Below are 23146 nucleotides of genomic sequence, written 5' to 3'. Positions count from 1 at the left end.
CGTGTTTCGCGCAGCCAAAAGCAACTTCTGTCGTCTTTTAAGTAACTTCTGCCACGACAAAACCGTGTTTCGCGCAGCCAAAAGCAACTTCTGTCGTCTTTTAAGTAACTTCTGCTACGACAAAACCGTATTTCGCGCAGCCGGAAGTAACTTCTGCCTTAACGTTTGTCTCACAAGGATAAAAGTTATTTTTTTTACAAAAACCAATAATTTTACGTATGACAATTTGGGAAACAATTGTCCACTATAGAGTTATGAGAAGTTTCAGAAATGGGTATCAATTATGGCAAGACAAAAACGCAATTCAGGTGTTCTCAGTAAAGCAGAGATGCGTCTAGCCTGCGTTAAATCCATTAGTCCAACGCTAGATGTCGGAGTGGGTTTAACAGTTAAAGATTATACTGATAGAATTGGAGACCTCCGTCAATCTTTGGAAAGCTACAATACTATCCTCTCTACTATTGATGTCTTATTAACTCAGATCGCTGAAAAAGAAAAAGATTTAGCAGACTACTCTGAGCAAATTTTGCTTGGCGTTGCTCATAAGTTTGGCAACAATAGCCATGAATATCAAATGGCTGGAGGCACTCGTAAAAGCGAGCGCAAACGTACTGCGCGTCAAACTAATATTGATCATACCCCGCACTCAGCCGCTCCTAATGCGTCAAGCTGATTTGTAGTAACAATTTGATATGTGCATTGAGCGATGTCTACGATGGGCTATTCGGTGACGCACTAATTGCTAAAGTGCGATAAATGCGATCGCGATCACCTTATCGTCGGAACGGGCGAGGCCCGTCATATCATGTCCGGTTAAAGACTTATCATTAAGACCGCAGGGGGGCAGAGAGCAGGGAGCTGGGGGAAAGAGGGTTTCCTGGTTTTTGCACAGATGCGTGAATTATAACTAATTAGAATTAGGCGGACATGATATCACATGGTGGTCAGCGCCGACCAACTCTTTGACGACTGCGGAACCCACCTACCCAATGGCTCCGGTCACGAACACACGTATGTGCAAAGTCTCCTCTACGTGCAATGAATATCAGATTGCGTGTCAGGGCTGCCTGACCAGCATTGACAGCAGAAATCAGGATCGAAACGGGTCGATTCCGTAGTTCTTCGCCCAAGCGTTCTCCTCGCCAGCAAGAATCTCCTCGACCTTGAAATAGCGATCCCAGAAAGGCGTCTCGCGGAGCTTCTCACAGAAAAGCTCGTAGCTCTGATGATTCCCGGCCTCTATCATCCAGACATCAGTGATCCGTGCAGAGTAGAATTCGACATCATACCACTTCAGGCGAACCTTGTTGTGGAACTCGTCAAGGAGCGGCTGAAGGCTGTGACGACCAAGCCTGACTCGCTCCTCAACCGGAAAGGCAAGCCACTCCGGGGTTGTCTTGACCAGTATGAACACCGTCTGTGTCCGATCGGCAGTATTTGTTTGGGACATGTTTGTTATCGCCTCTTGATTAGCAGCTAAATCTTTGGACGAACTCAACCTAATTGAGGCTGGCACGCCATTTACTTCGTTGCTTCAACTATAAAAAGTTTGACGGGAAAATGTCGCCTAGATTCTTGCTGGCTTCAACAGATTCTTGCTACTGGTTGAGAAACGTTTTGGGAATGACACCAACGATACGCTTGAAGTGATGGCTTAGATGACTAGGATTGGCAAACCCGACTCGAAAAGCGACATCAGTAATGCTTAACTCATGCTGTAACAGCAATTGCTTCGCACACTCTACCCGGCATTGAATCACATACTGGTGAACTGAAATTCCCATTGATTGCTTAAATAAGCGTGAGAAGTGGTATTGGCTCATGCTGACCTCGGCGGCAATCACGCTCAGGCTCAAGTTCTGGTCTAGATGCTCCTGAATGTAGGTAAGCGCTCGGCGTAGTTTGTAGTTTGGTAGTCCACCGTTATGAGTGCGAATCGAGCCTTTGCTGATTGAATAGTGCTGTAGAAGGTGTGCTGCAAGAAGGGTTGCGGCAGAATCAGCAAATAAGCGGCTGTAAACGCTATCAGTTTCTAACACTGATTTCAGTGCTGCCCCAACTTCACAGATTAATGGATCTAGTTGGGCAAAAATTGGTACCAGCTCGACCGTAACTGGCTCGAGCGATTCGTAGGCAATGCGGCTCACAAAGCCCGGAGCGAGGGAGATTATGGTACATTCGGCGTTAAAATCCCAGGACAAGCTGTGAGAGACATGGGCTGGGATAATGGCAATCTCGCCCCTACCCATCTGCCTTTGCTGATAGCATCCGTCAATCGTCCACTGCATAGCTTGATCGCACTGAAAGTGAGGGATGTAAATTTCGTGTTCAGCATCAAGATGCTCTGGCACTTCACTAGGAGGCTGGCAGTGATATTCCAGATGAATGTCTTGCCAACCAACAGATGTACTAGAAAGCAGCGGTTCACGAGAAAGGCGAAAAGCGTCTTCCCAAGCGCGAGCACGGACTTGCGCTCGCGCAAGCATCATCAAGTTAGTCTCTTTAGCATCCATCTCTGATTTGACCTAAAATTTGGGATACAAGCCTCGCCCTAGAAGGGCGACTTTCCTTGATTTTCAATATACTGCTTAATCTTTTCAATAAGCGCTCCTCCACAACTAATCGCAAAATAACTAAGACTCTACAAATGATCCACATGAGGTGTTAGTTGAAATTGTTTCCTTAACATCCTACTAGATACCCCTTTAAGAGCATTAACAATTTGAGAAATAGATAGGATCAGCTTTTTTAAGGTGAACGTTTGTACTATGAAATAAATAATATTTTTAACCCAATTTTGGTACTTTGGCGAATGCGTAGGCGTAGCCAGCCGTAGGCATCATTTAATTTACAGTCCAAAAATTTTGAGGTGAATGTATAAATTCCTTGTTCAATTCCAGCCGATGCCTTAAATGCCGTAAAAATTTTGATAGTATATATGTTCACCCTAAAAGGGCTAGACGTAAAACCTAGCCGGATTTACACGGACTTTCCGCCTTGCGTTTGATGGTTACTTCCCATCAGAACCGACCTCTGCATTGGAGCATATATTGAAGCGTGATATCTGCAAAAGCAACAAATTTTTAACAAGTGTACCGCTTGTACGGGTTGATAGAGTTACAGGCGAAGCAAGCATTGATAGCGATCGCCCTTGCCTTTTATACTCCAGTCAGGCGATTCTATAAAGGTAGAAATTATTCTCATCTAAGCAAATCAGGCAGCAGATGAGATTGAGAATCTACCTAACTAAACCCAACTCTCACCATGACCCTCACCATTTCAGGAACTTCTTACTTAGAAGAATTGTTGGAGACAGAACATACCAAGCGCCCTTTCGATCCATTCGATCCGTTAGATGTGCTTTGGCAGTATCCTTCCCGACTGGGCAAGGGGCAGTGCCGAATCATCCAACTGCGAGAAGGGTTGCAAATCATGATTGGTAACATCCAGTTCCACGACGATTTGATAACTAGAGTCACAGAGCGAGAGCATGGTTTAGAATTTACCTTCTTGCTTTCAGGAACGGGAGAACTGCGAAGCATTCATGAAGAGCGTTTCACAACCGCAGGGGCTGGACACTACTTTGCTGGACAATACTTTTTTTGTGGAAGCGGGACGGCACCCCAAGAGCTCACTGAATGGTCAGCAAAACAGTACTATCATGTGGTTAATATCGAAATCAACTCAGAGTTATTTTGCTCTTTTACTGGAGATCCATTCGGAGAACTACAACTGAGTCTAAAGCATCTAATTCGACAGACAACTCAGGAATATTATGCCCGTGCTGGAACGATTACTTATGCAATGCAAATTCCCTTACGGCAGATACTCCAGTGTCCCTACCAGGGCTTAAACAAGCGGCTGTATCTGGAGAGCAAAGTGCTGGAGTTAATGGCGCTGGTGATTGAGCAGGAGCTTGAAATCAGGAATAGCAATGAAAATGCTCACTCTTTGAAGCCAGATGTCGCAGACAGAATTTACCGTGCCAGAGAATTGCTGCTGCAACGATTAGATAATCCTCCAACTTTAATGGAACTGGCGCAACAGGTGGAATTAAATAGCCGTACACTTAAGGAAGGATTTCGTCAAGTGTTTGGCAAACCTGCGTTTAGTTACCTGCATGACTATCGGCTAGAACAGGCGCGTCAACTTTTGGAAGCAAAAGAGATGAAAGTGACTGAAGTGGCTAATGCCGTGGGGTTTGGTCACAGCTATTTTGCCAAAGCCTTTAGCAAGAAATTTGGTCTGACTCCCAAACTCTATCAAAAACAATGGAAAAAGTTCTTCTAGTGCTAAAAAAAAGTTCTTCTAGCTGCAAAAAGCGCTTTCTGTGATTTCGGCTCACCTGTATTCTCTATTTATTGAGAGGAATTCTTGTTGGGTGTGGGGAGTCATGATGAATCAGTTGCAGTGGCTAGGTTTGGTGGCTAGTTATTTGCTAGTACTGGGCGCTGGGCCTGTTTGGGCCCAAGGAAAAGGAGTACAAAATCGGGAAAATTTAGCGACATCGGCTCAAAGGGTGGCTGCTCAAGGCAATGCCTACGGCGGGCTGCGCCTACGCGAACTCCTGAAGGAGGTGAATCATAATATACCTATCCAAGACAAAGTAGGATCGAGAGAGCAAACCCAAAGCAGGATTCGACAACTAAGTGAAGTTGAGCATCCTAGCACTAGCGCCGAAATGCTCGTGCAGTCGCCAACACCAAGCAACTCCACTGACCAAAGGGAAGACAGAGGGAGTAAAGTTATACAAATAACGGGGGTGAAAGCTAATCCGACTGCTAAAGGTGTAGAGGTGATTTTAGAGACACCTGTTGGGACTCAACTGCAAGTGACAAATCGCAGTGCGGGCAGTAATTTTATTGTCGATGTATCTGGGGGACAATTGCGTTTACCATTAGGTGAGGCTTTTACATTTCGCTCTGAGAAACCACTTGCGGGAATTACTGAAATAACAGCACAGAATATTGATGCAAATACTGTGCGAGTGACGGTGGTAGGTGAGAAAGCTTTGCCAACAGTTGAGTTATATGATGATGATGCAGGTCTGGTTTTTACGGTAGCAACTACTGCAACGACGACTTCTCCACAACAGCCAACGCAACAGCCCCAAACACAGCAACCGGAAAACCAGACACAACCAACTCAACCATCAGCTAGTGGTGATGAGCCAATAGAGTTGGTGGTGACGGGTGAGCAAGATAATTACCGCGCCACAGATTCATCAACTGCCACCAGAACTGATACGCCTCTACGTGATATTCCCCAATCGATTCAGGTCATCCCGCAACAAGTCTTGCGCGACCAACAAGCGACCACTATTCAAGAGGCTCTCCGAAATGTGAGTGGAGCGTCTTTAAGCAATATTCCCGGCTTTCAATCAAACGACTTTGTGCTTCGAGGTTTCACCGGTAATTATCTCAGAAATGGCTTACCTGATTACAATGCCGCTTTTGCTGCCGATCTCGCCAATGTTGAACGCCTTGATGTGCTCAAAGGTCCAGCTTCAGTGCTGTTTGGTGTGGGGACTCCAGGTGCTACCATCAACCTGATTACCAAAAAACCCCTAAGAGATCCGTTCTATGCAATTGATGCCACAGTTGGTAACTATAATACTTATCGTGGTGCAATAGATTTGTCTGGACCGTTAAACGATTCCAAAACGGTGTTGTATCGGTTGAATGCCGTTTACCAAGATACGGGTAGTTTTGTCGATTTTCTGAGCACCAAAAACTATTCCATTGCCCCGGTCATCGGTTTGATGCTTGGAACAAAAACCAAGTTAACGATAGAAGGGGAATACAGGCATACGCATATCGATAGCTTTTACCTGGGTCTACCGGCACTTGGCACGGTGTTGCCCAACCCCAATGGCAAAATTCCCATCAACCGGAACACTGCAGAGCCGAATTACTTCCGTGATTTTACAATCGGCAGCATTAGTTACGATCTGGAGCATCAATTTAGCGACAACTGGTCGCTCCGTAACGCCTTCCAAGCATCATTTTCAAGTGTCGATAGTCTTCGAAGCTCAGGCAACGACCTGCTAGATGATAACCGTACCGTCGATCGCGATCTCTTTACTGAAGATTACAACCAATATAGCTACGCCCTGATCACTAATGTGATAGGTAAGATATTAACGGGTTCAATTCAACATCAGCTACTGTTTGGAGTCGATCTCAATCGAAGTGGATACCCAAACTATAGGGCTGGCAATGGGGGACTAGCGGCACTGCTTGACATCTACAATCCTGTGTATGGTCAACCGCCACGAGTGCTTGAAAGCTCAAGAAATAGATTGTCCAACCTAACTGATTCCCTGGGTGTCTATCTTCAAGACCAGGTTACTATTGCCGAGAATTTAAAGTTGCTGCTAGGCGGGCGGTTTGACCTGTTTACACAGACGAATGGAAGTGCGTTTGCCGATCAACCATTCAAAGAACTATCTCAGGGAGGAGATGCGTTCAGCCCGCGCGTGGGGATTGTCTACCAACCGATTCCAGCCATTTCGCTGTATGGTAGTTATACTAGGTCATTCACGCCGAACTTTGGCAGGTCAGCTGATAACCGTCTATTTGACCCAGAGGGCGGCAGACAGTACGAAGTCGGTGTGAAAGCCGATTTGAGTCCAACGCTCTCGACTACTTTGGCTCTTTATGACTTGGAACGCTCTAACGTTTTAACGACTGATCCCAACGATGACCGCTTTTCGATTCTAACGGGTGAGCAACGCAGTCGAGGCATTGAATTGAATCTGACTGGCGAGATTTTGCCGGGATGGAATATCTATGCTGGCTATGCTTACACCGATGCCCGGATTACCAAAGACAACAGCTATCGCGTCGGGAGTCGGCTATTTGCGACACCGGAAAATGCCGTCAATCTCTGGACAACTTATGAATTTCAAAGGGGTGGCTTGAAAGGCTTTGGAGCGGGGTTGGGCTTGTTCTACGTTGGAGAGCGAGAAGGAGATTTAGAGAATGATTTCCAACTGCCCGATTATCTCCGAACGGATGTAGCTCTTTTCTACAAGCGCGATCAGCTTCGACTACAGCTCAATATCAGAAATTTGTTTGACATCAATTACTTTGAAACGAGTGCCGGTCAAACTACAAGAGTTATTCCGGGTAGCCCATTCACCGTTGAGGGAAGGATTTCCTGGGAGTTTTGACCTTTATTTAGCACGAGTATTTACTATAACTGACAAAAACCTTGCTTTACACCACTACATTGGCTTAGGTGTTGGACTAATACTATCGTCGTAAGTGACTATTTTTGTATCAACAGAAAAGTTGAATGCACTGTTAGTAGCTAAGACATTGCGGTAATCAAAACCGTAAACTAAGGTTTGATTATTGGCAAATTTCCAACTGTGTTGTGCTTGCAATCCGTAAGAAGCTTGCCTGTTATCATACCGTGCTTGGGATGAGTTGCAACTATCAAAACGAGTGTTGAGGAAATCTGCATAAACTCTTGCTGTTAGCAGCGAATTATTTCCACTTCCTAATTTTGAATTACCAAGTTAAATCGGTGAGAACTTGGTCTGTGTATTTGTGATCGCGCTTCATCAACAAGTTAAAATAGCCTTGTGCGTCGGGTCAGCTAAAGGCTTGTACCAATGGTTTAGGCAGGGCTAACCCAGAGGTTTTGATCAAAATACAGACGGGGGCGATCGCGTCAAACAGGATTTAGTAAGTAGTGGTGTTCAATAACTTTATTCACTTTCACCTAATGTTCATTCATCTGTATCCTCTATAATTATTGAGAAAAATTCTTGTTGGGTGTGGGAAGTCATGATCAATCAGTTGCAGTGGCTAGGTTTAGTAGCTAGTTATATGCTGGTACTAGGCGTTGGACCTGTTTGGGCACAAGAAAAAGGAGTACAAAATCGGGAAAATTTAGCGACATCGGCTCGAAGGGTGAATGATCAAGGCGATGCCATTCGCAAAGCGTCTCTAAGAGTTGGCGGGCTGCACCTACGCGAACTTCTGAAAAAAGAGGTGCATAATATAGCTACCCAAGACAAAGTAGGATTGAAAAAGCAAACCCCTCTCAGGATTCGACAACTGAGTGAAGTTGAGCGTCCTAGCACTAGCGCTCAAATGCTCGTGCAGTCGCCAACACCAAGCAACCCCTCAAACCTTGGGGGTGAAGTTGTACCAATAACAGGAGTGAAAGCTAATCCCACTCCTAAAGGTGTAGAGCTAATTTTAGAAACACCTGTTGGTACTCGACTGCAAGTTACAAATCGCAGTGCTGGCAGCAATTTTATTGTAGATGTAGCTGGTGGACAGTTACGTTTAGCTGATGGCAATACTTTTACATTCCGTTCCCAAAAACCAATTGAGGGAATTACTGAAATAACAGTTACAAATATTGATGCAAATACTGTACGAGTGACGGTAGTGGGTGTTGCGGTTTTACCAAAGGTTGAGTTATTTGATGATGATGCAGGGCTAGTTTTTGCAGTAGCAACTACAGCAACGGCGACTTCTCCACAAAAGCCATCCCAAACACCCCAAGCTAGTCAGCCTCTAAATCAGACACAGCCTACTCAACCATCAACCAATAGTGATGAGCCGATTGAATTGGTGGTGACGGGTGAACAAGATGGGTATCGTGTACCTAATGCTTCCACTGCAACGAAAACTGACATTCCCATCCGCGATATTCCCGGCTCGATTCAAGTTATCCCGCAACAAGTTCTAAAGGATCAACAAGTTACACAAATTCGGGAAGCGGTGCAAAACGTTAGTGGCGTGACTCCTGGAAGCGGTGGTTCTCAATCCGCAGTCGCGGAAAGCTACATTTTTCGAGGTTTTGCAGACACTGGTTCTACTGGTGTTTTTGTTAATGGTTTTAAACGGGAAGAGCGTTATAGGCGCAGTTTAGAAGTTGCCAATATCCAGCAAATTGAAATTCTCAAAGGACCTGCATCTGTCCTATATGGTCAAGGCGAACCAGGAGGTATTCTCAATATTGTGACAAAGCAACCTCTTTCAACCCCCTACTATGCCGTAGAAGGAACCATTGGTAACTTCGACTTCTACCGCCCCACATTGGATCTTTCCGGTCCCTTAAACGCCGACAAAACGGTTCGCTATCGCTTGAATGCAGCTTATCAAAACTCTCATAGCTTTGTTGATTTTCTGAAAACAGAGCAAGCCTTTGTAACACCAGTCATCAGTTTTGACTTGGGAAAGAATACGAATTTAACCCTAGAAGGCGAATATCTTAATACTTTTAAAGGAGAGTACTTAGGTATTCCCGCAGTTGGTTCAGTCCTACCAAACCCCCTTGGACAGGTTCCTCGCTCACGATTTTTGGATGACCCTAATTTTGAGTTCAAACGCGATTTCACAGGATTTGGCTACCGCTTGGAACACAAATTCAGCGAGAACTGGTCAATCCGCAATGCCTTTAGAGCCGAAATTGAAAATTTTGATGAGCCTTTTTCTTTCCTTTTAGGATTACAACCAGACAATCGAACTGTAAATCGAGGCTATGCGCTTACGAAAGCTGACAATGAAAATTTCTTTTTGCAAACAAATGCGATTGGAAAAATTCAAACTGGTACTGTGAAGCAAGATTTACTCTTCGGTTTGGACTTAGGTCGAACAAATTACAGACGAGATATATTCTACGATCCAACGATTACTGTTTTACCATCAATCGATTTGTTTAACCCGAACTACAATCGAGATCCGATTCGATTTGACAGGATAACATTTAAGGAAAGGATATATCAAAACTTGATTGGTATCTATGGTCAGGACTTAATTTCAATTGGAGATCGACTGAAAATTTTGCTGGGTGGACGCTTTGATTTTGTGGAAGGCTTGAGTGAAGGTACTGGTTTATCAACCGATCAACAAGACACTGCCTTTAGTCCTCGTATGGGAATTGTTTATCAACCGATAGCACCAGTTTCATTATATGCTAGTTGGAGCCGCTCCTTCCAACCCTCTGGAGCTAACTCCGTAAATGCAGATAACAAGCCGTTTGAACCCACAAAAGGTGAATCATTTGAGGTTGGTGTGAAGACTGAATGGTTGGATGGCAAGCTTTCAGCAACTCTGGCAGCTTACCAAATCACTAAGCAAAACATAGTCGTACCCGATCCAGTAATTCCGTTTCGTAGCATTCAGGTGGGTGAACAACGTAGTCGGGGCATTGAGTTAGATGTTGCCGGAGAAATATTGCCAGGATGGAAAATTCTTGCCAGTTATGCTTATATAGATCCGGAAATTACTGAAGATCCCAGACCACAATACAAGGGAAATGAACCTGATAATGTTGCTCGCAATAGTGCTTCTTTTTGGACAACCTATGAAATTCAAACAGGAAATTTAAAAGGGTTGGGATTTGGCGGTGGATTGTTTTTTGTGGGCGACAGACAGGGAGACTTGGAGAATACATTCACGTTGCCCAGCTATGTGCGAACTGATGCAGCCATTTATTACCGCCGTGACAACTGGCGAGTTGGGCTGAATATCAAGAACTTGTTTGATGTTTACTACTTTGAAAGTTCCAGTGGCACAACCGGCGTGTTTCCTGGCGCACCGTTTACGGTACTAGGGACAGTTTCGTGGCAGTTTTAACGCTCGTTCCATCTACTGTTGCCCTTATGCGAATTTCGGGTTAGCGAAAGGCTTGTACCAATGCTTCAGGCAGGGCTAACCCAGAAGTTTTGATCGAAATACAGTCGAGGCGATCGCGTCAAACAAGATTTAGTTGTTAAGCAAATCTGCATAAACTCTTGGTGTTAGCAGTGAATCATCCCCGCTTCCTAGTTTTGAGTTCCAGGTTAAATCAGTGAGAACTTGATCTGTGTATTTGCGATCGCTATCTGTCAATGAGTTAAAATAGCCTTGACCATATAATGGTTCAGGAATCCTAAATCGTTAATTGGTCTACCATCAAGCAAAATCAAGACTTGTGCAGAGTTAGAAAATTTAATTTTTTCGGAATAAACGTCAATCATTAAGGTAGATGGCTGACTTTTGGTTGCTCGAAGTAGCCATATACCATCTGAGAAACTTGACGGATAAAAGCTGTTGCTCTCTCGTCATTATTCGGTCTTCGCACGAAGATTCCTGCTAAATAACGCTTACCTGATGGTGTTTCAATGATGCCCGCATCGCCCAGTACAAACCTCAGAGTGCCTGTTTTATGAGCAATACTTGCCCCATAACCCAAACCAGACGGGAGTAAACTTCTATTATGGCAACGATTCATCATACCTAAAACTTGAGAGCGACTTATATCAGAAATTAACTGATTATTTGCAATCAAAGCTGACAATCGTACTAAATCTTTGGCACTAGTTTTATTAGTTCCGTTAAAGTCTCCTAACATATTGTAAATCACAGTACTTTGCAATCCCCAAGTGCGAAACCGTTGATTTAAATTTGCCTTACCACCTAAACGGTCGATAATCATATTTGTAGCGGTGTTATCGCTAATAGTCATCATTTTAGTTACAGTTTCTAAAAGACTAATCTTAGTTCCCACTCGCTGATACTGCATATCTCCAGAACCACCAGTAACGTGTTTACGTTGCATTATCAATGTTTCACTTAGTTTGATTCTTCCTGCATCTATTCCTTGAAACAAAGCAATCAAAATAGGATACTTAATTGTACTAGCGGCGGAGAAAGCTTGACCACCATTGATATTTAAATAATCTCCTGTTTGTAAGTCCATAAAATAGATTCCGGGAGTGAGGAATCTGTAGCGAGCTATTAATGCTTTAATTGGAGTTTGTAATTCCGATATTTCTCGTCCTAGAGGAACTATACCAGTATATTTAGGAACTGACGGGGCAAGAAAATCGCTTGAGGGCGTTGGGGGAATAAATTTCAGTTCTGGTAGTTGTAAATCTGATTGATTTCCACTCCCGCTATCTGCGCTGTCAACCTGATTTGTGTTAGGATTTGCCTTTACTGGCGATGATAGTAGAAGAATACTTATGAGGCTAAGTAAGAGCCAGCGTAGTTTCATGTAGTGCTGTGAGGATAGGGGTGAATTTATTTACAGAGATTTTCCGGAGAAGTAAATGAAATCCGGACTGATTGACATAATATTCACTAAAATGTCCCATGTCAAGAGATATAAATAACATAATTTCCCGCAATTTTTGGAACAAAAACTATGCTTTTAAAGCAAAAAGTGAGATAAAAAATTTTACATGTATCCTATAAATTAATTATATTTTTATATAAATAGTAAGAGATTAAGATTGCAGTTGGAGTTTTGCTAGCAGTGAATTATACATTGTGGTAGCAATGAATAAAGCACCTGTAATTGAATCAATTAAAAAACGGAAAACCAAGACCAAAAAACAACCATATTCAATCGTGCAGTACAAGCAACCGTTGGTGAGTTCAACAATGTTACTATTGGAGTCTTCTTCGTCGTCACAAACTTGGCAATCACGCAAAAGTTCGCCATCAATGCCGATTTCTCCAAATTCATTCACCAAAACAGCAATGCGTCGCCCTTCATTGTTTTGCAGTAAATGGCGAATTAACGTTGTTTTGCCTGCGTCTAGAAATCCTGTAATCACTGTGACGGGAATTTTATACATATAAAGTGTGTTGTTTGTTGATTAATTTTGCGATCGCAAGAAAGAAGTTTTCAACGCAGATATCACACCGTAGAGACGTGTTAACGTAGTAAGATAAAGTATAGCCTAGTCCAATTTCAGTTCTCCACTAATTTGCAGGTGATGTGGGAGGGAATTTAATTTATCGGGCGCGAACATCAGCCAAACAAATAAGCGTATCCTTCTTTTTTATGAATAGTTACGCCAATTTTTTAGCGTAAGCGATGTCTGCCTTGAAAAGTTTGGATGCCTGCGGCGGGCTGCACCAACGGATAGCGCAGCGTTAGCGAGTCCGCGAGCATCGGAAGCCTCCGCTCCAACTTTTCGCTACGACGGGCTACGCCTACGCAATTTGTACCCGCAATTAACTATCTACAGTCTTATAAAAAGCCGTAACCTGTAGCGTCTTAATATGTGGAGCTATGAGAATGTAAAGCTTAGTGATTGTAGAAATGTTCATAAAGATACTTAATCTGTGCCTCGCAGATGTACAAAATTTACAAGTCAACTTCGGCGGGCATTCTGACTCACAAGGCAAGCCTTGATTACAGCTGCGGGACAGCGCCGGATTCACACCGGACTTTCCCCCTTGCGTCTGATGGCTGCTACCCATCAGAACCGAGATTCCTTTGCATATTAACACACTATTTAGATTATATGAATTGTTGCAATTAAATTGCGAGAAAATTCCAATAGCCTAAAATACTTTTTGCAAACTATGGAAATCATTTCCCGCGAGAAATATGTTGAGCGCTGGCTGGAGAGTCTCAAGCAACAGAAAGTTTACTACAACATCAACGGGTTTGATTTTTTGGAGAAGTTTGAGAGTCAATTGCACAGTTTTAACTATCAACTCGCCAACTTCCGTCCCAACTTCCGAATGAAGATTATAGATGAACTACAGCGTATTTCAGGTAAATGAAGTACACGGGTAGGGGCACAGCCATGTTCCCTACGATTATCTGTACCTCACCTTGGCGTAGCCCAAAGTAGAGAAGTTGCAATCTGCTGTATATTATCGAAGCTTTGGTCTCAAAAACGAGCATTCTAACTTTTATACCTTATGTGAATTGGCGCAGCAGGTAAAGTGCGATGATGCTTTGCACCCGCCGTAGGCGATCGCAATTATTGGGACTTAGACAAAAAACACCCAAAAAATCGCCTCAAATTTATATACAGAAAGACTTTGACATCGTTAGGCTTAGTTTCTTGATATATCTGGGTTTGGGCTATTTTTGAGCATTTGGTGTATTTCCCTTACCCTGCAAGGGTTTGAGGCTTGTTTATCCCGAAAAAATGTTTAAGTTCCGTTATAAATAGACATAGAAGTGAAAATTAATTCTGCTAAAACATCTAAGGGTATTTTGCATATTTGGGGTGTTCCCCTTTTAGAGAGGGCGAAAATTAGCAATAAATTGTTTTCCGTGAATTCTTGGTGGTTGCCCGAATTCAATAAACGACTGCCCGAATTCAATAAACGACTGCCCGAATTCAATAAACGACTGCCCGAATTCAATAAACGACTGCCCGAATTTAATAAACGACTGCCCGAATTCAATAAACGACTGCCCGAATTCAATAAACAACTGCCCAAATTCAATAAATATTGGACTTGATGAATATATTTTAAGCTCGACTTTATCCAAAATTAAGAACTGGGTTCTCTTTATACGGCAAAAACCCTAGCTTTTTGGCAAAACCTTTTTCCATATCACTGATTATCGGTTAAATCGAAAAAGTAAAACGTCAGATATACAAAGGTTTTAGCGTATGCAATCGCGTTCCACGAAAATAGATAAAGTCGAGTTAAGGTTAAATCCTATTACCCATTACCACCCTTAACTGACTACTGCTTTAGCTTTTTCCTCTACTTTTTCCTTAACTAGCACATAAGGCTTTTCTGCACCTTGTGCTAAATATTCAGCTAGCTGATTTTCAATTTGATCGCGCACAATTTGGCGATACTCAAGAAAATGTTCGTTGTGGGCACAAGCGGCAATGTAATGTTCAACAACTCCTGGGTTACGCTTGATGATGCTGAACAAATGATGCCAGAATTTCCAGCGAGTTTCCCGTTTGATTCCTTGTCGCCAAATTACAGTTAGCAGCGCTCTAATAACTACCCACTCAGGCATTTTAGCTGGTGCTTTCCAACTCGGCAAACCCATCATCAAGAAACAGCGATAAGTGCGATCTAAATACTGCATTGGGTCGTATAAAGTACAAAATGCCTCAATATATTCTCGTGCAAGTTCTTCCAGGGGACGGGTAGGGAGGAAATTCATCAATGTTGTCTGGTTGATGTTGCCATCTTGATTTTCCCGTAGTCGTCCTTCTTTTTTCAGGCGATGCCAAAGCGCAGTATTAGGTAACGCTTGCAACATGGCAAAGGTTGTAGAGGGAATAGCTGCTTGTTCAGCAAAGCGGACAATGCGATCGCCTGCGCCTGCTTTTTCACCATCAAAGCCGATAATGAACCCAGCCATTGGGCGCAATCCCGCTTTGATGATGGTTTGCACTGCCTCAGTTAGGGAACTGCGAGTATTTTGAAACTTTTTGGTCATTTGCAAACTATCCTCATCTGGCGTTTCGATTCCCAAAAACACCGCTGAGAAACCGCACTCAACCATCAACTCCAACATTTCTGAGTCTTGCGCTAAGTCAACTGAAGCTTCAGTGTCAAACCGGAAGGGATACTTATGTTCTGCCATCCATACTTTTAACTCTTTGAGCAACAACTTCACATTCCGCTTGTTGCCAATAAAGTTATCATCCACCATGAACACACCCCGCCGCCAACCCAATTCATAGAGGTAATCTAACTCTGCTAACAGTTGTGCTGGGGTTTTGGTGCGCGGTTTGCGCCCGTAAAGAACAATAATGTCACAAAATTCGCACTGGAAGGGACATCCGCGCGAAAACTGCACCGACATCATGTCATAGGCATTCAATTCTAATAAATCAAAGCGGGGTATTGGTGTGCTTGTCACATCAGGTTTTTCTGTGGCGCGGAAAGTGCCAGATGTGTCTCCCCTTTTTATTGCCTCAATAAACATGGGCAAAGTGATTTCCCCTTCATCCAGAATCAGAAAATCTGCGCCAACATTTTCAACTTCGTGAGGTACAGAGGTGGGGTAGGGACCGCCGACTGCGACTAGCTTGCCACGTTTTTTTGCTTCCTGGATTTGCTCAAGTAAATCTTGTTTCTGGACAATCATCGCCGAGAGGATTACTACATCTGCCCATGCCCATTCTGCTTCTGTTGCTGTACGAATGTTGCGATCAACCAGCTTGAATTCCCATTCTTGGGGCAGAATCGCGGCTACTGTTACTAAACCCAGAGGTGGTAATAAAACCTTGCGATCGACTAACTCCAAGATTTTTTCATATGACCAAAAGGTTTTGGGAAATATTGGATACACTAACAAAATTCGCATCTAGTATCAATCCTCACACTTTGATTGTTATCCCACTTTAACGAAAATTAAGAGTTATTGACTTTTTATTAAAGTTGTTTTATTTTTCCATTGATATTTTTACTTTAAATGGGCGACTAGGGACTAGAATTCTTGCAGCAGATAAGCTAATCGGCAAAAATAAAAGCATGTTGAAACAGAAGTTAGGAGCTTTCTGGCTTCCCTTACTACGACCAGACTGTAAACTAAATGCATATCAGCAGGACTTACGCAACTGTCACAGTAGACCCGATTAAATTTATCAGTACTTTTTAGCAGCTTCCTGTTTTGCGAGCTCGTTGGAAGGAAGCTAGATAGCAAAAAAGATTAGCTATTGTGCAATATTATGTTGCCTATCTCCAAGCTCGTCAAGCTGCTCTAATTGCCACCTATCAAATACAGAAATTTACTGGAGACTCCGGTATTGCTAGCCTTTATTTCCAAGCAACTTCTCTTAAGAATGTCAATTATCTTGCTAATCTGATTACGTTGCGGCTGCAACGTCTATGTTAGAAGCAAACACACACAAATGATTGACATTGGAAGAACTGGCAGCTTGTTTCGGCTTACCTTTACAAAAAATGACCGCCATCATTAGCAAATAATAGATATTTTATCATGCATGTTCAATGCCACTAATTTTTAAAACATCACTTATAGTTGCACAATAATTTGGCAAGCCAAAACTATTGGGATTGATAAAACTTTCATAGGTGAAATGCCGAGAGTTCATGCAAAATCGATCCCAAGCCGCCATCTGAATGCGGAACAGAACAATAATCAAATTAGCCAATGCTAAAGATATGGGAATGCGAAAGTAAATCTTTTTGCCCAGATAAGTACAAAGTTTTTCCACTGCTTGATTAGCAGTTAATGGTGCTTGACCTAGAACAAGCCGACGTGGTTGATCATTTTCGACAGGATGATCAATTAAATATCGCACGACAGTGGCAATATCTCGTCCGTGGATAAAGTGAAAACTGCCATCTGCTTCCAAAAAGCGAATCAAATTAATATATTTCGTAACTTCTGAAATGCCAGATGTGGCGTGAGAATAGGGTTTATTGGCATCACCGCCCAAAACTAAAGTGGGAAATACTGTGGTAATTTTGGGTGCGATCGCTAATTTTTCTTTTTGATGTAAGCAGTCATATTTGGAACGAATGTAATCTGTCCCAATTTCCCCGGCTTCTTTTAATGGTTGATTGTAGCGATCCAAAACGCTAGCTGTCGAAAAATAAATTACCTGCTGGCAACGTTCTGGATCTAGCAGTTCGAGTAACTCTATAGTCTTGACGACATTAATATCAAATGTCTGATTACCACCCCAAGCTGTGGCTGTGAGTACCGCTGTATCAATTGTGGATAGCAAATCGGCAAACTGGCGAATATTTTGCATATCACCTTGCAAAACCTTGACACCTGAACGTGCCTTGGTATCAACTTGCAGTTTACTTGGGTTCCTAACTAGGAGATATAGTTCGTGATCTGTTTCCTTAATTAAGGCTTCTGTTAGATAATGACCTATACAACCACTTGCACCAGTCACTAAAATCCGTTTCTGGCTCATAGAGAATTTATCAAAAGTAAGCAGTTAAAAGTGAAGAGTTGAAAATGAAGTTAAAAGTTCCGAATCAGGAGTTAAAAATAAAGTTAGGAGTTAGGAGTGAGGAGTTAAGAATAAAATAACTCTACACCTGGCAACTGGTAACTTAAACAGTTTATAACTTCTAACTCATAACTTCTAACTCATAGCTCATAACTTCTAACCCTTAACTCCTGCAAGATTCAGTTCCTTTGCGGTTTCAAAGAAGAAAGCGACATTTTCTTCGGGAGTTTCTGGTAAGACACCATGACCGAGATTGAGAATGTGACCCCAATTGCCAGCTTTGCGAACGGTATCGAGGATGCGATCGCGGATAAACTGTTTAGAGCCGAATAGCACGCCTGGGTCAAGATTTCCTTGAACTTTGACTTGTTTGCCCAATCTTGCTCGTGCGTCTGCCATATCCACCGCCCAGTCTACACTGACAATATCAGCGCCAGATTGTCCCATTCTTTCCAACACACCCGCACTACCGCTAACTAACAAAATCAAAGGTGTATCGGGATGGGTTTGCTTGACTTGCTGGAAAACTCGCTGCTGATAGGGGAGAGCAAAGGTGTCATAATCTTGAGGACTCAACTGACCCGCCCAAGAATCGAACATTTGCACAACTTGAGCACCAGAGTCAATTTGATAGCGGGCATAGATGGCGATCGCATCTGCTAATTTAGCTAACAATTGATGCAGTATCATCGGCTCGGAAAATGCCATGTTTTTGATGATGGAATAGGTTTTAGAACCTTTTCCCTCTACTGCATAAGCTGCTAACGTCCACGGCGCACCCACAAAGCCCAACACCGTTGATTTATCGCCTACTTCAGAGCGCAGCGTCTGCAAAATTGTTTTAATAAATGGTAGAGCTGCTTCTGGCTCTAAGGGACGCAGACGATCAATTTGTTCTTGAGTGCGGAGCGGCGAAGAGATGATTGGCCCTTTACCTTCGGCAATGTCCATCTCAATGCCCAAACCAGGTAATGGGGTGACAATATCAGAAAATAAAATTACTCCATCTGGCTGGAAGGCTCTCCACGGTTGCAAGGAAACTTCAATTGCTACATCTGGAATTTCCGAGCGATCGCGAAACGAAGGATACTTTTCTCTTAAGTCTCGATATGCTTTCATATATCGTCCCGCTTGTCGCATCATCCATACAGGGGGACGATCTACTACTTCACCACGAGCAGCCCGTAAGAGATGAGGAGTCGTTGAAGAAACACCCATTTATTACTTCATCCTAAAAGTCACTTTTTTAGCTTTTATCAGCTTATCAGTAAGTTGTCAGCAAAGTCCCCAGTCGTTTCACAACAAAGGGGAGTCGGAAGTAAAAAATGGGATAAAACAAGAATCAACAAAGAAATTGGAATATAAAAGAATTTTCTTAGTCTTGTCTATTTTCCCTACTCTCTACTCCCCTAACTTTATATGCAAACTGACTCTAACAGTCCCGATCATCTTGCATCCGCTAATAATGAGCCTAATCCAGGAAAGTTTTTGATTCCGCGATCACAGCGACAGAGGTTTTTTATTCAGTTTACCTTGATGACCCTGATCGGATGGGTTGTGGGTGGCGTTGCCAGTATCGCCTTAGAGAAAATTATTCTCCAAAGTCTTTTACCTAGCGTTGCTATCCAACCACAAACATGGAGCATTTTGGTCAGAAGTCTCAGTAATATTGTATTTGCCGTGATTTTTGCTGCTGACCAAGCTTTAGTAATTTACGGATATTTTTCGGGTTTTCAGTGGTTATTTGCTACCAGTGTAGGTTGGCTAATTGCCAACGGTGTTTCTACAGCCTGGATTAACTACATTTCAACCATTGCCTCATCATTTCCTGAAGATACTTTGATTTTAGGATTTCTATCTGCGATCGCATATATCATCTCTGGAATTTGGTTAGGGATTTGCCAATGGCTGGTATTGAGGCGATATACAGTTAGCATTTGGTGGTGGAGTTTTTTACCCTCAATCTCTTTCTTCTTGATCACTATTTTGGTTTGGTTGCTTTTTCTTGTGCAAGATTTGATTCCAGAAGCAAACCGTAATTTTATATTGTATTGGAGTGGACAAGGCTTCACGGCAGCAATTCTGGGAGCCATACCAGCAATTGGCTTGTGTACATTGAAAAGAAATTCACATCGCCGATTCATTTAGATAATCCTAAAGTAGTATAAACATTTTTCCATACACTTCAGAGTCACTTTTTAATAGTAATAATAACTTGGATATTATTTGATTTTATGTACCACCAAAACTTTTTGTGATAAAAATATTTGCGGTAAACTATGGTGCGATCGCTAATATCCCCGTATCCCCATTTAAAGTTGCTTCTACACCTACTGGTAATGCTACATTGGGACTATCATGACCAAAAGGTAAGTTAGAGACAATCGGAATATTTAAATCGCCCAAGCGATCGCGCAATACTTCTTCTACACTAAAACTAGACACATTTGGCGGCGCTTCACAGCGAGTAAAACCGCCCAAAGCAATACCGCAGACTTTAGACAAAGCACCGCTCAAGCGCCACTGTGTTAGCATCCTGTCAATACGATAAGGTGCTTCTGTAATATCCTCTAGCGCCAGAATTACACCATCCAGATGTGGCTGAATTGGTGTACCCAGAAGGTGAGTTGCGACTGTGAGATTACCTGGTAACAAAGTACCACTAACTACACCACCACCCCAAGCGCAACCTTTGAGAGGGGTGAAAGAACTACTTTCCACCCAATCAAATAATCGCTCAATTGACCAATCTGGCTCATTTACCAAAGTCGTTAGTACGGGGCCGTGAACGCCGGAAATTCCTGCTGTATAAAGGCTCCATAATAAAGCTGTAATATCAGAAAAGCCTATGAGCCACTTGGGAAGCGCTGAGTTTGGCCAATTCCAATTTTCTAAGATACGGGTGCTGCCAAAACCACCTCTGGCACAAAGGATACCACGACAATCAGGATCTTGCCATGCTGCTGCTAGTTGGTGACGGCGGTTTTCGTCTTTACCAGCTAAATAACTCCATTTGTCATCTATCTGAGGACTGACTTCTAATCGATAACCACGCGATCGCCAAATTTCTACACTCCGTCCAAATGCCTCAAATTCTCGCAAAGCACCACTAGGGGCAATTACTCGTAGTAAGTCTCCAGGTTTCAGGGGTGGTGGTAAGATTTTGGATGGCATGAAAAAAGTTAGGAGTTTGGAGTTTAGAGCTAGGAGTTTGAAGTTAAGACTATATCTAATAAATCCTATAAAATTTGTTGAATCATTCTTGAAATTAGCGAGTGCTTCTATAATTAGAGTGAGGGTTGCACAAACCGAAAGAAATAGCAATGCTTATACAACTAAAACTTTTACTTATAATAAAGACAGTTTACAGCTAAATTAATAACATTAGGAATGCATCAATACCAAGTTCTCTAAAAGTGATACAATACAGCATGTAACATCCTGCGAGATTACATGGATGCTTATAGACATAGTTCTCCGTAAACGCTACAAAATCATAGAGCAATTGGGAAGTGGTGGATTTGGCGACACCTATTTAGCTCAGGACTTAGATTTACCTAGCAAACCTAAATGTGTCGTTAAACACCTAAGACCTAATAACTTCAAGCCAGAAGTGTTAGCGATCGCTAGACGATTATTCGAGAGTGAAGCAGAAGTTTTATACCGCTTAAGTAAGTTTAGCAACCAAATACCTAAACTATTCGCTCATTTTGAGGAAAATGGTGAATTTTATTTAGTGCAAGAATTTGTAGACGGGCATGATTTAACAACAGAAATTATTCCTGGTTATCGATGGAGTGAAGGCAAAGTTGTTCAACTATTGCAACAGATTCTAGAAGTTTTGTCCGTGGTTCATCAACAAAATATTATCCACCGCGATCTCAAACCTCAAAACTTGATGCGTCGCCTTGAGGATGGTAAAATTGTACTGATTGACTTTGGAGCAGTTAAAGAAATTAAAGGTTTGGCGGCAAATTCTCAAGGTCAAGTTACTTCAACTATTGCTATTGGCTCTAATGGCTATATGCCAAATGAACAAGCTAGTTCTAGACCAAAACTATGTAGTGATATCTATGCAGTGGGAGTGATTGGTATTCAAACTTTGACAAGCAAATTACCTAAAGATTTCCAAGAAGACCCCAGCACTGGAGAAATAATTTGGCGAAACGAGGTAAATGTTAGCAATAAATTGGCTGATGTTTTAACTAAAATGGTACGTTACAATTTTAGCCAGCGATACCAAACAGCAAACGAGGCTTTGCAAGCACTGAGTTCTATATCTCCAGCATTATCCAAGTCAACAAGGTCGTGGAAATTACCATCTCGTAGAAAAGTTTTAGTTGCAACTGGAGTAGGAGCGGGAATACTTGTAATGCTTGTGTCAGCTTTTTTTATTCTATTACGTACCAAAACGACCGAAAACTTTACTCAACTACCTTGTGATAGGGATCTATCCTTATTATCTTTACCACCATTACCAGATAAACCAGATAAAAAGTTTGAAAATGGTATTAATTTTTATGGCTCTTTTGATCAGAATAGTAAAATATCTGGCAAAGGAATTTTACTCTTTAAAGATGGTAGTAGATATGATGGAGAATTCAAAAACGATAAGCGTGATGGTTGTGGAAGATTTTCATTTCCGACTGAAACTAGCTCATATCAGTATTATATAGGTCAGTACCTAAACGATCAGCGTAACGGTCTAGGAAGATTAAGATGGAAAAATGGTGATGAGTATAGAGGAAATTTTGAAAATGGAAAATGTAATGGATATGGAGTATTTCAATTTGTTAATGGCTCTTTTAAGAGTGGAGTTTGGGAAAAAGGTTATTTATTAAAAGATAAAAATATATCATGTAATTAAAAATAAATATAAATATATCTTGTAGCTTATAGTATTTTGAAATATTTAAATATCATTTCATGATAAAATAACTGCCAAACATCAAAGCTCAAGGAATAAGGGAAAATGAATCAAAATTCATCTAAAAAATCAAAATTTCTATCTAAGACAGTTTCTTTACTCTTTATTACTTCTTATTTCAGCTTCGCTATTCTGCCTCAAATAGGACTGGGGCAACCTACAGAGCCAGCAACACCTTCTTCAGGGGGTACCATACAACAAAATAATACAGAGCAACCAACACCTTCTTCACAGGAAGGTACAACCCCAACTAATCAAAATACTCCAGATACCACAACTCCAACTAATCAAAATACTCCAAATACAATAACCCCAACCAATCAAAATACTCCAGATACCACAACCCCAACCAATCAAAATACTCCAGATACCACAACCCCAACCAATCAAAATACTCCAGATACCACAACCCCAACTAATCAAAATACTCCAGATACCACAACCCCAACTAATCAAAATACTCCAGATACCACAACCCCAACCAATCAAAATACTCCAGATACCACAACCCCAACTAATCAAAATACTCCAGATACCACAACCCC

The 23146-nt window shown here is 42.2% G+C and carries 18 protein-coding genes, 2 pseudogenes and 1 riboswitch; of the genes and pseudogenes, 9 read left to right on the top strand and 11 right to left on the bottom strand.

Annotated elements, in window-relative coordinates:
* The first annotated feature begins 283 nt into the window (after positions 1–283).
* On the top strand, positions 284–673 hold the full coding sequence (locus V7L29_RS25045) for a hypothetical protein (protein ID WP_334692243.1): 390 nt from the start codon (positions 284–286) through the stop codon (positions 671–673).
* Positions 674–1090: 417 nt separating this feature from the next.
* Here V7L29_RS25045 and V7L29_RS25040 read toward each other — a convergent pair whose 3' ends face one another.
* From V7L29_RS25040 to V7L29_RS25030, 3 genes are all read right to left on the bottom strand, one after another.
* Entirely contained in the window at positions 1091–1450 is a 360-nt protein-coding gene (locus V7L29_RS25040; RefSeq protein ID WP_334692242.1) for a darcynin family protein, read from the bottom strand.
* A 148-nt stretch (positions 1451–1598) separates the two neighbouring features.
* The gene (locus tag V7L29_RS25035) at positions 1599–2513 is read right to left on the bottom strand and encodes an AraC family transcriptional regulator (RefSeq protein WP_334737133.1); all 915 of its coding nucleotides are present in this window, start codon (positions 2511–2513) and stop codon (positions 1599–1601) included.
* A 253-nt stretch (positions 2514–2766) separates the two neighbouring features.
* On the bottom strand, positions 2767–2946 hold the full coding sequence (locus V7L29_RS25030) for a hypothetical protein (RefSeq protein WP_334737132.1): 180 nt from the start codon (positions 2944–2946) through the stop codon (positions 2767–2769).
* Between the two features lie 318 nt (positions 2947–3264).
* Between V7L29_RS25030 and V7L29_RS25025 the strand changes: the two genes are divergently transcribed.
* Together V7L29_RS25025 and V7L29_RS25020 are read left to right on the top strand one after the other, a co-directional pair.
* Complete coding sequence (locus V7L29_RS25025; protein WP_334737131.1) at positions 3265–4290, top strand: helix-turn-helix transcriptional regulator; 1026 nt, start codon at positions 3265–3267, stop codon at positions 4288–4290.
* A 103-nt stretch (positions 4291–4393) separates the two neighbouring features.
* Complete coding sequence (locus tag V7L29_RS25020) at positions 4394–7174, top strand: TonB-dependent siderophore receptor (protein WP_334737130.1); 2781 nt, start codon at positions 4394–4396, stop codon at positions 7172–7174.
* Between the two features lie 54 nt (positions 7175–7228).
* On the opposite strand, the gene V7L29_RS25015 is transcribed toward V7L29_RS25020, so the two are convergent.
* Positions 7229–7390, bottom strand: coding sequence for a hypothetical protein (locus tag V7L29_RS25015; protein ID WP_334737129.1), 162 nt, complete (start codon positions 7388–7390; stop codon positions 7229–7231).
* 406 nt (positions 7391–7796) lie between these two features.
* On the opposite strand from V7L29_RS25015, the gene V7L29_RS25010 reads away from it, so the two are divergent.
* The gene (locus V7L29_RS25010) at positions 7797–10604 is read left to right on the top strand and encodes a TonB-dependent siderophore receptor (protein ID WP_334737128.1); all 2808 of its coding nucleotides are present in this window, start codon (positions 7797–7799) and stop codon (positions 10602–10604) included.
* A gap of 382 nt (positions 10605–10986) precedes the next feature.
* Here V7L29_RS25010 and V7L29_RS25005 read toward each other — a convergent pair whose 3' ends face one another.
* The gene (locus V7L29_RS25005) at positions 10987–12006 is read right to left on the bottom strand and encodes a serine hydrolase (RefSeq protein ID WP_334737127.1); all 1020 of its coding nucleotides are present in this window, start codon (positions 12004–12006) and stop codon (positions 10987–10989) included.
* Between the two features lie 349 nt (positions 12007–12355).
* Positions 12356–12592, bottom strand: a pseudogene (locus tag V7L29_RS25000) (CobW family GTP-binding protein); the annotation flags it as partial.
* 512 nt (positions 12593–13104) lie between these two features.
* A riboswitch (cobalamin riboswitch) is annotated at positions 13105–13248 on the bottom strand.
* A gap of 80 nt (positions 13249–13328) precedes the next feature.
* Between V7L29_RS25000 and V7L29_RS24995 the strand changes: the two are divergent.
* Positions 13329–13532: a hypothetical protein gene (locus V7L29_RS24995; protein ID WP_334692235.1), complete on the top strand. Its 204-nt coding sequence runs from the start codon at positions 13329–13331 to the stop codon at positions 13530–13532.
* A gap of 466 nt (positions 13533–13998) precedes the next feature.
* Here V7L29_RS24995 and V7L29_RS24990 read toward each other — a convergent pair whose 3' ends face one another.
* Both V7L29_RS24990 and V7L29_RS24985 read right to left on the bottom strand, forming a co-directional pair.
* Positions 13999–14256, bottom strand: coding sequence for a hypothetical protein (locus V7L29_RS24990; RefSeq protein ID WP_334737126.1), 258 nt, complete (start codon positions 14254–14256; stop codon positions 13999–14001).
* Positions 14257–14448: 192 nt separating this feature from the next.
* Positions 14449–16047, bottom strand: coding sequence for a B12-binding domain-containing radical SAM protein (locus V7L29_RS24985; protein WP_334737125.1), 1599 nt, complete (start codon positions 16045–16047; stop codon positions 14449–14451).
* Positions 16048–16401: 354 nt separating this feature from the next.
* On the opposite strand from V7L29_RS24985, the gene V7L29_RS24980 reads away from it, so the two are divergent.
* Positions 16402–16578, top strand: coding sequence for a hypothetical protein (locus tag V7L29_RS24980; RefSeq protein ID WP_334693968.1), 177 nt, complete (start codon positions 16402–16404; stop codon positions 16576–16578).
* Between the two features lie 103 nt (positions 16579–16681).
* Here V7L29_RS24980 and V7L29_RS24975 read toward each other — a convergent pair whose 3' ends face one another.
* On the bottom strand, positions 16682–17635 hold the full coding sequence (locus tag V7L29_RS24975; protein ID WP_334693967.1) for an NAD-dependent epimerase/dehydratase family protein: 954 nt from the start codon (positions 17633–17635) through the stop codon (positions 16682–16684).
* 195 nt (positions 17636–17830) lie between these two features.
* The gene (hemE, locus tag V7L29_RS24970) at positions 17831–18892 is read right to left on the bottom strand and encodes a uroporphyrinogen decarboxylase (protein WP_334693966.1); all 1062 of its coding nucleotides are present in this window, start codon (positions 18890–18892) and stop codon (positions 17831–17833) included.
* A 201-nt stretch (positions 18893–19093) separates the two neighbouring features.
* Here hemE and V7L29_RS24965 point away from each other — a divergent pair, with 201 nt between their 5' ends.
* A complete protein-coding gene (locus V7L29_RS24965; protein WP_334693965.1) occupies positions 19094–19822 on the top strand; it encodes a hypothetical protein in 729 nt (242 codons plus the stop codon).
* Positions 19823–19951: 129 nt separating this feature from the next.
* Here the strand turns inward: V7L29_RS24965 and V7L29_RS24960 are convergent, their stop codons facing one another.
* Positions 19952–20848 (bottom strand): S66 peptidase family protein, encoded by an 897-nt coding sequence (locus V7L29_RS24960; RefSeq protein ID WP_334693964.1) that lies wholly within the window; start codon positions 20846–20848, stop codon positions 19952–19954.
* Positions 20849–21131: 283 nt separating this feature from the next.
* Here V7L29_RS24960 and V7L29_RS35620 point away from each other — a divergent pair, with 283 nt between their 5' ends.
* Positions 21132–22541 (top strand): protein kinase domain-containing protein, encoded by a 1410-nt coding sequence (locus tag V7L29_RS35620; protein ID WP_442944255.1) that lies wholly within the window; start codon positions 21132–21134, stop codon positions 22539–22541.
* A gap of 105 nt (positions 22542–22646) precedes the next feature.
* Positions 22647–23146: pseudogene (locus V7L29_RS24945) on the top strand (hypothetical protein); the annotation flags it as partial.

Source organism: Nostoc sp. (genome assembly GCF_036916575.1).
GTDB lineage: Bacteria > Cyanobacteriota > Cyanobacteriia > Cyanobacteriales > Nostocaceae > Nostoc.
The sequence above is the reverse complement of the archived record's forward strand: the minus strand, read 5'-3'. Positions and strand labels throughout refer to the sequence as shown.

Bases quoted from the DNA above. Each gene is read 5' to 3' on its own strand.
- V7L29_RS25045 (WP_334692243.1), top strand. From the start codon at position 284: ATGGCAAGACAAAAACGCAATTCAGGTGTTCTCAGTAAAGCAGAGATG.
- V7L29_RS25005 (WP_334737127.1), bottom strand. From the start codon at position 12,006: ATGAAACTACGCTGGCTCTTACTTAGCCTCATAAGTATTCTTCTACTA.
- V7L29_RS24985 (WP_334737125.1), bottom strand. From the start codon at position 16,047: ATGCGAATTTTGTTAGTGTATCCAATATTTCCCAAAACCTTTTGGTCA.
- V7L29_RS25020 (WP_334737130.1), top strand. From the start codon at position 4,394: ATGATGAATCAGTTGCAGTGGCTAGGTTTGGTGGCTAGTTATTTGCTA.
- V7L29_RS25025 (WP_334737131.1), top strand. From the start codon at position 3,265: ATGACCCTCACCATTTCAGGAACTTCTTACTTAGAAGAATTGTTGGAG.
- V7L29_RS24975 (WP_334693967.1), bottom strand. From the start codon at position 17,635: ATGAGCCAGAAACGGATTTTAGTGACTGGTGCAAGTGGTTGTATAGGT.
- V7L29_RS24995 (WP_334692235.1), top strand. From the start codon at position 13,329: ATGGAAATCATTTCCCGCGAGAAATATGTTGAGCGCTGGCTGGAGAGT.
- V7L29_RS24960 (WP_334693964.1), bottom strand. From the start codon at position 20,848: ATGCCATCCAAAATCTTACCACCACCCCTGAAACCTGGAGACTTACTA.
- V7L29_RS25035 (WP_334737133.1), bottom strand. From the start codon at position 2,513: ATGGATGCTAAAGAGACTAACTTGATGATGCTTGCGCGAGCGCAAGTC.
- V7L29_RS25040 (WP_334692242.1), bottom strand. From the start codon at position 1,450: ATGTCCCAAACAAATACTGCCGATCGGACACAGACGGTGTTCATACTG.
- hemE (WP_334693966.1), bottom strand. From the start codon at position 18,892: ATGGGTGTTTCTTCAACGACTCCTCATCTCTTACGGGCTGCTCGTGGT.
- V7L29_RS35620 (WP_442944255.1), top strand. From the start codon at position 21,132: ATGCTTATAGACATAGTTCTCCGTAAACGCTACAAAATCATAGAGCAA.
- V7L29_RS25010 (WP_334737128.1), top strand. From the start codon at position 7,797: ATGATCAATCAGTTGCAGTGGCTAGGTTTAGTAGCTAGTTATATGCTG.
- V7L29_RS24965 (WP_334693965.1), top strand. From the start codon at position 19,094: ATGCAAACTGACTCTAACAGTCCCGATCATCTTGCATCCGCTAATAAT.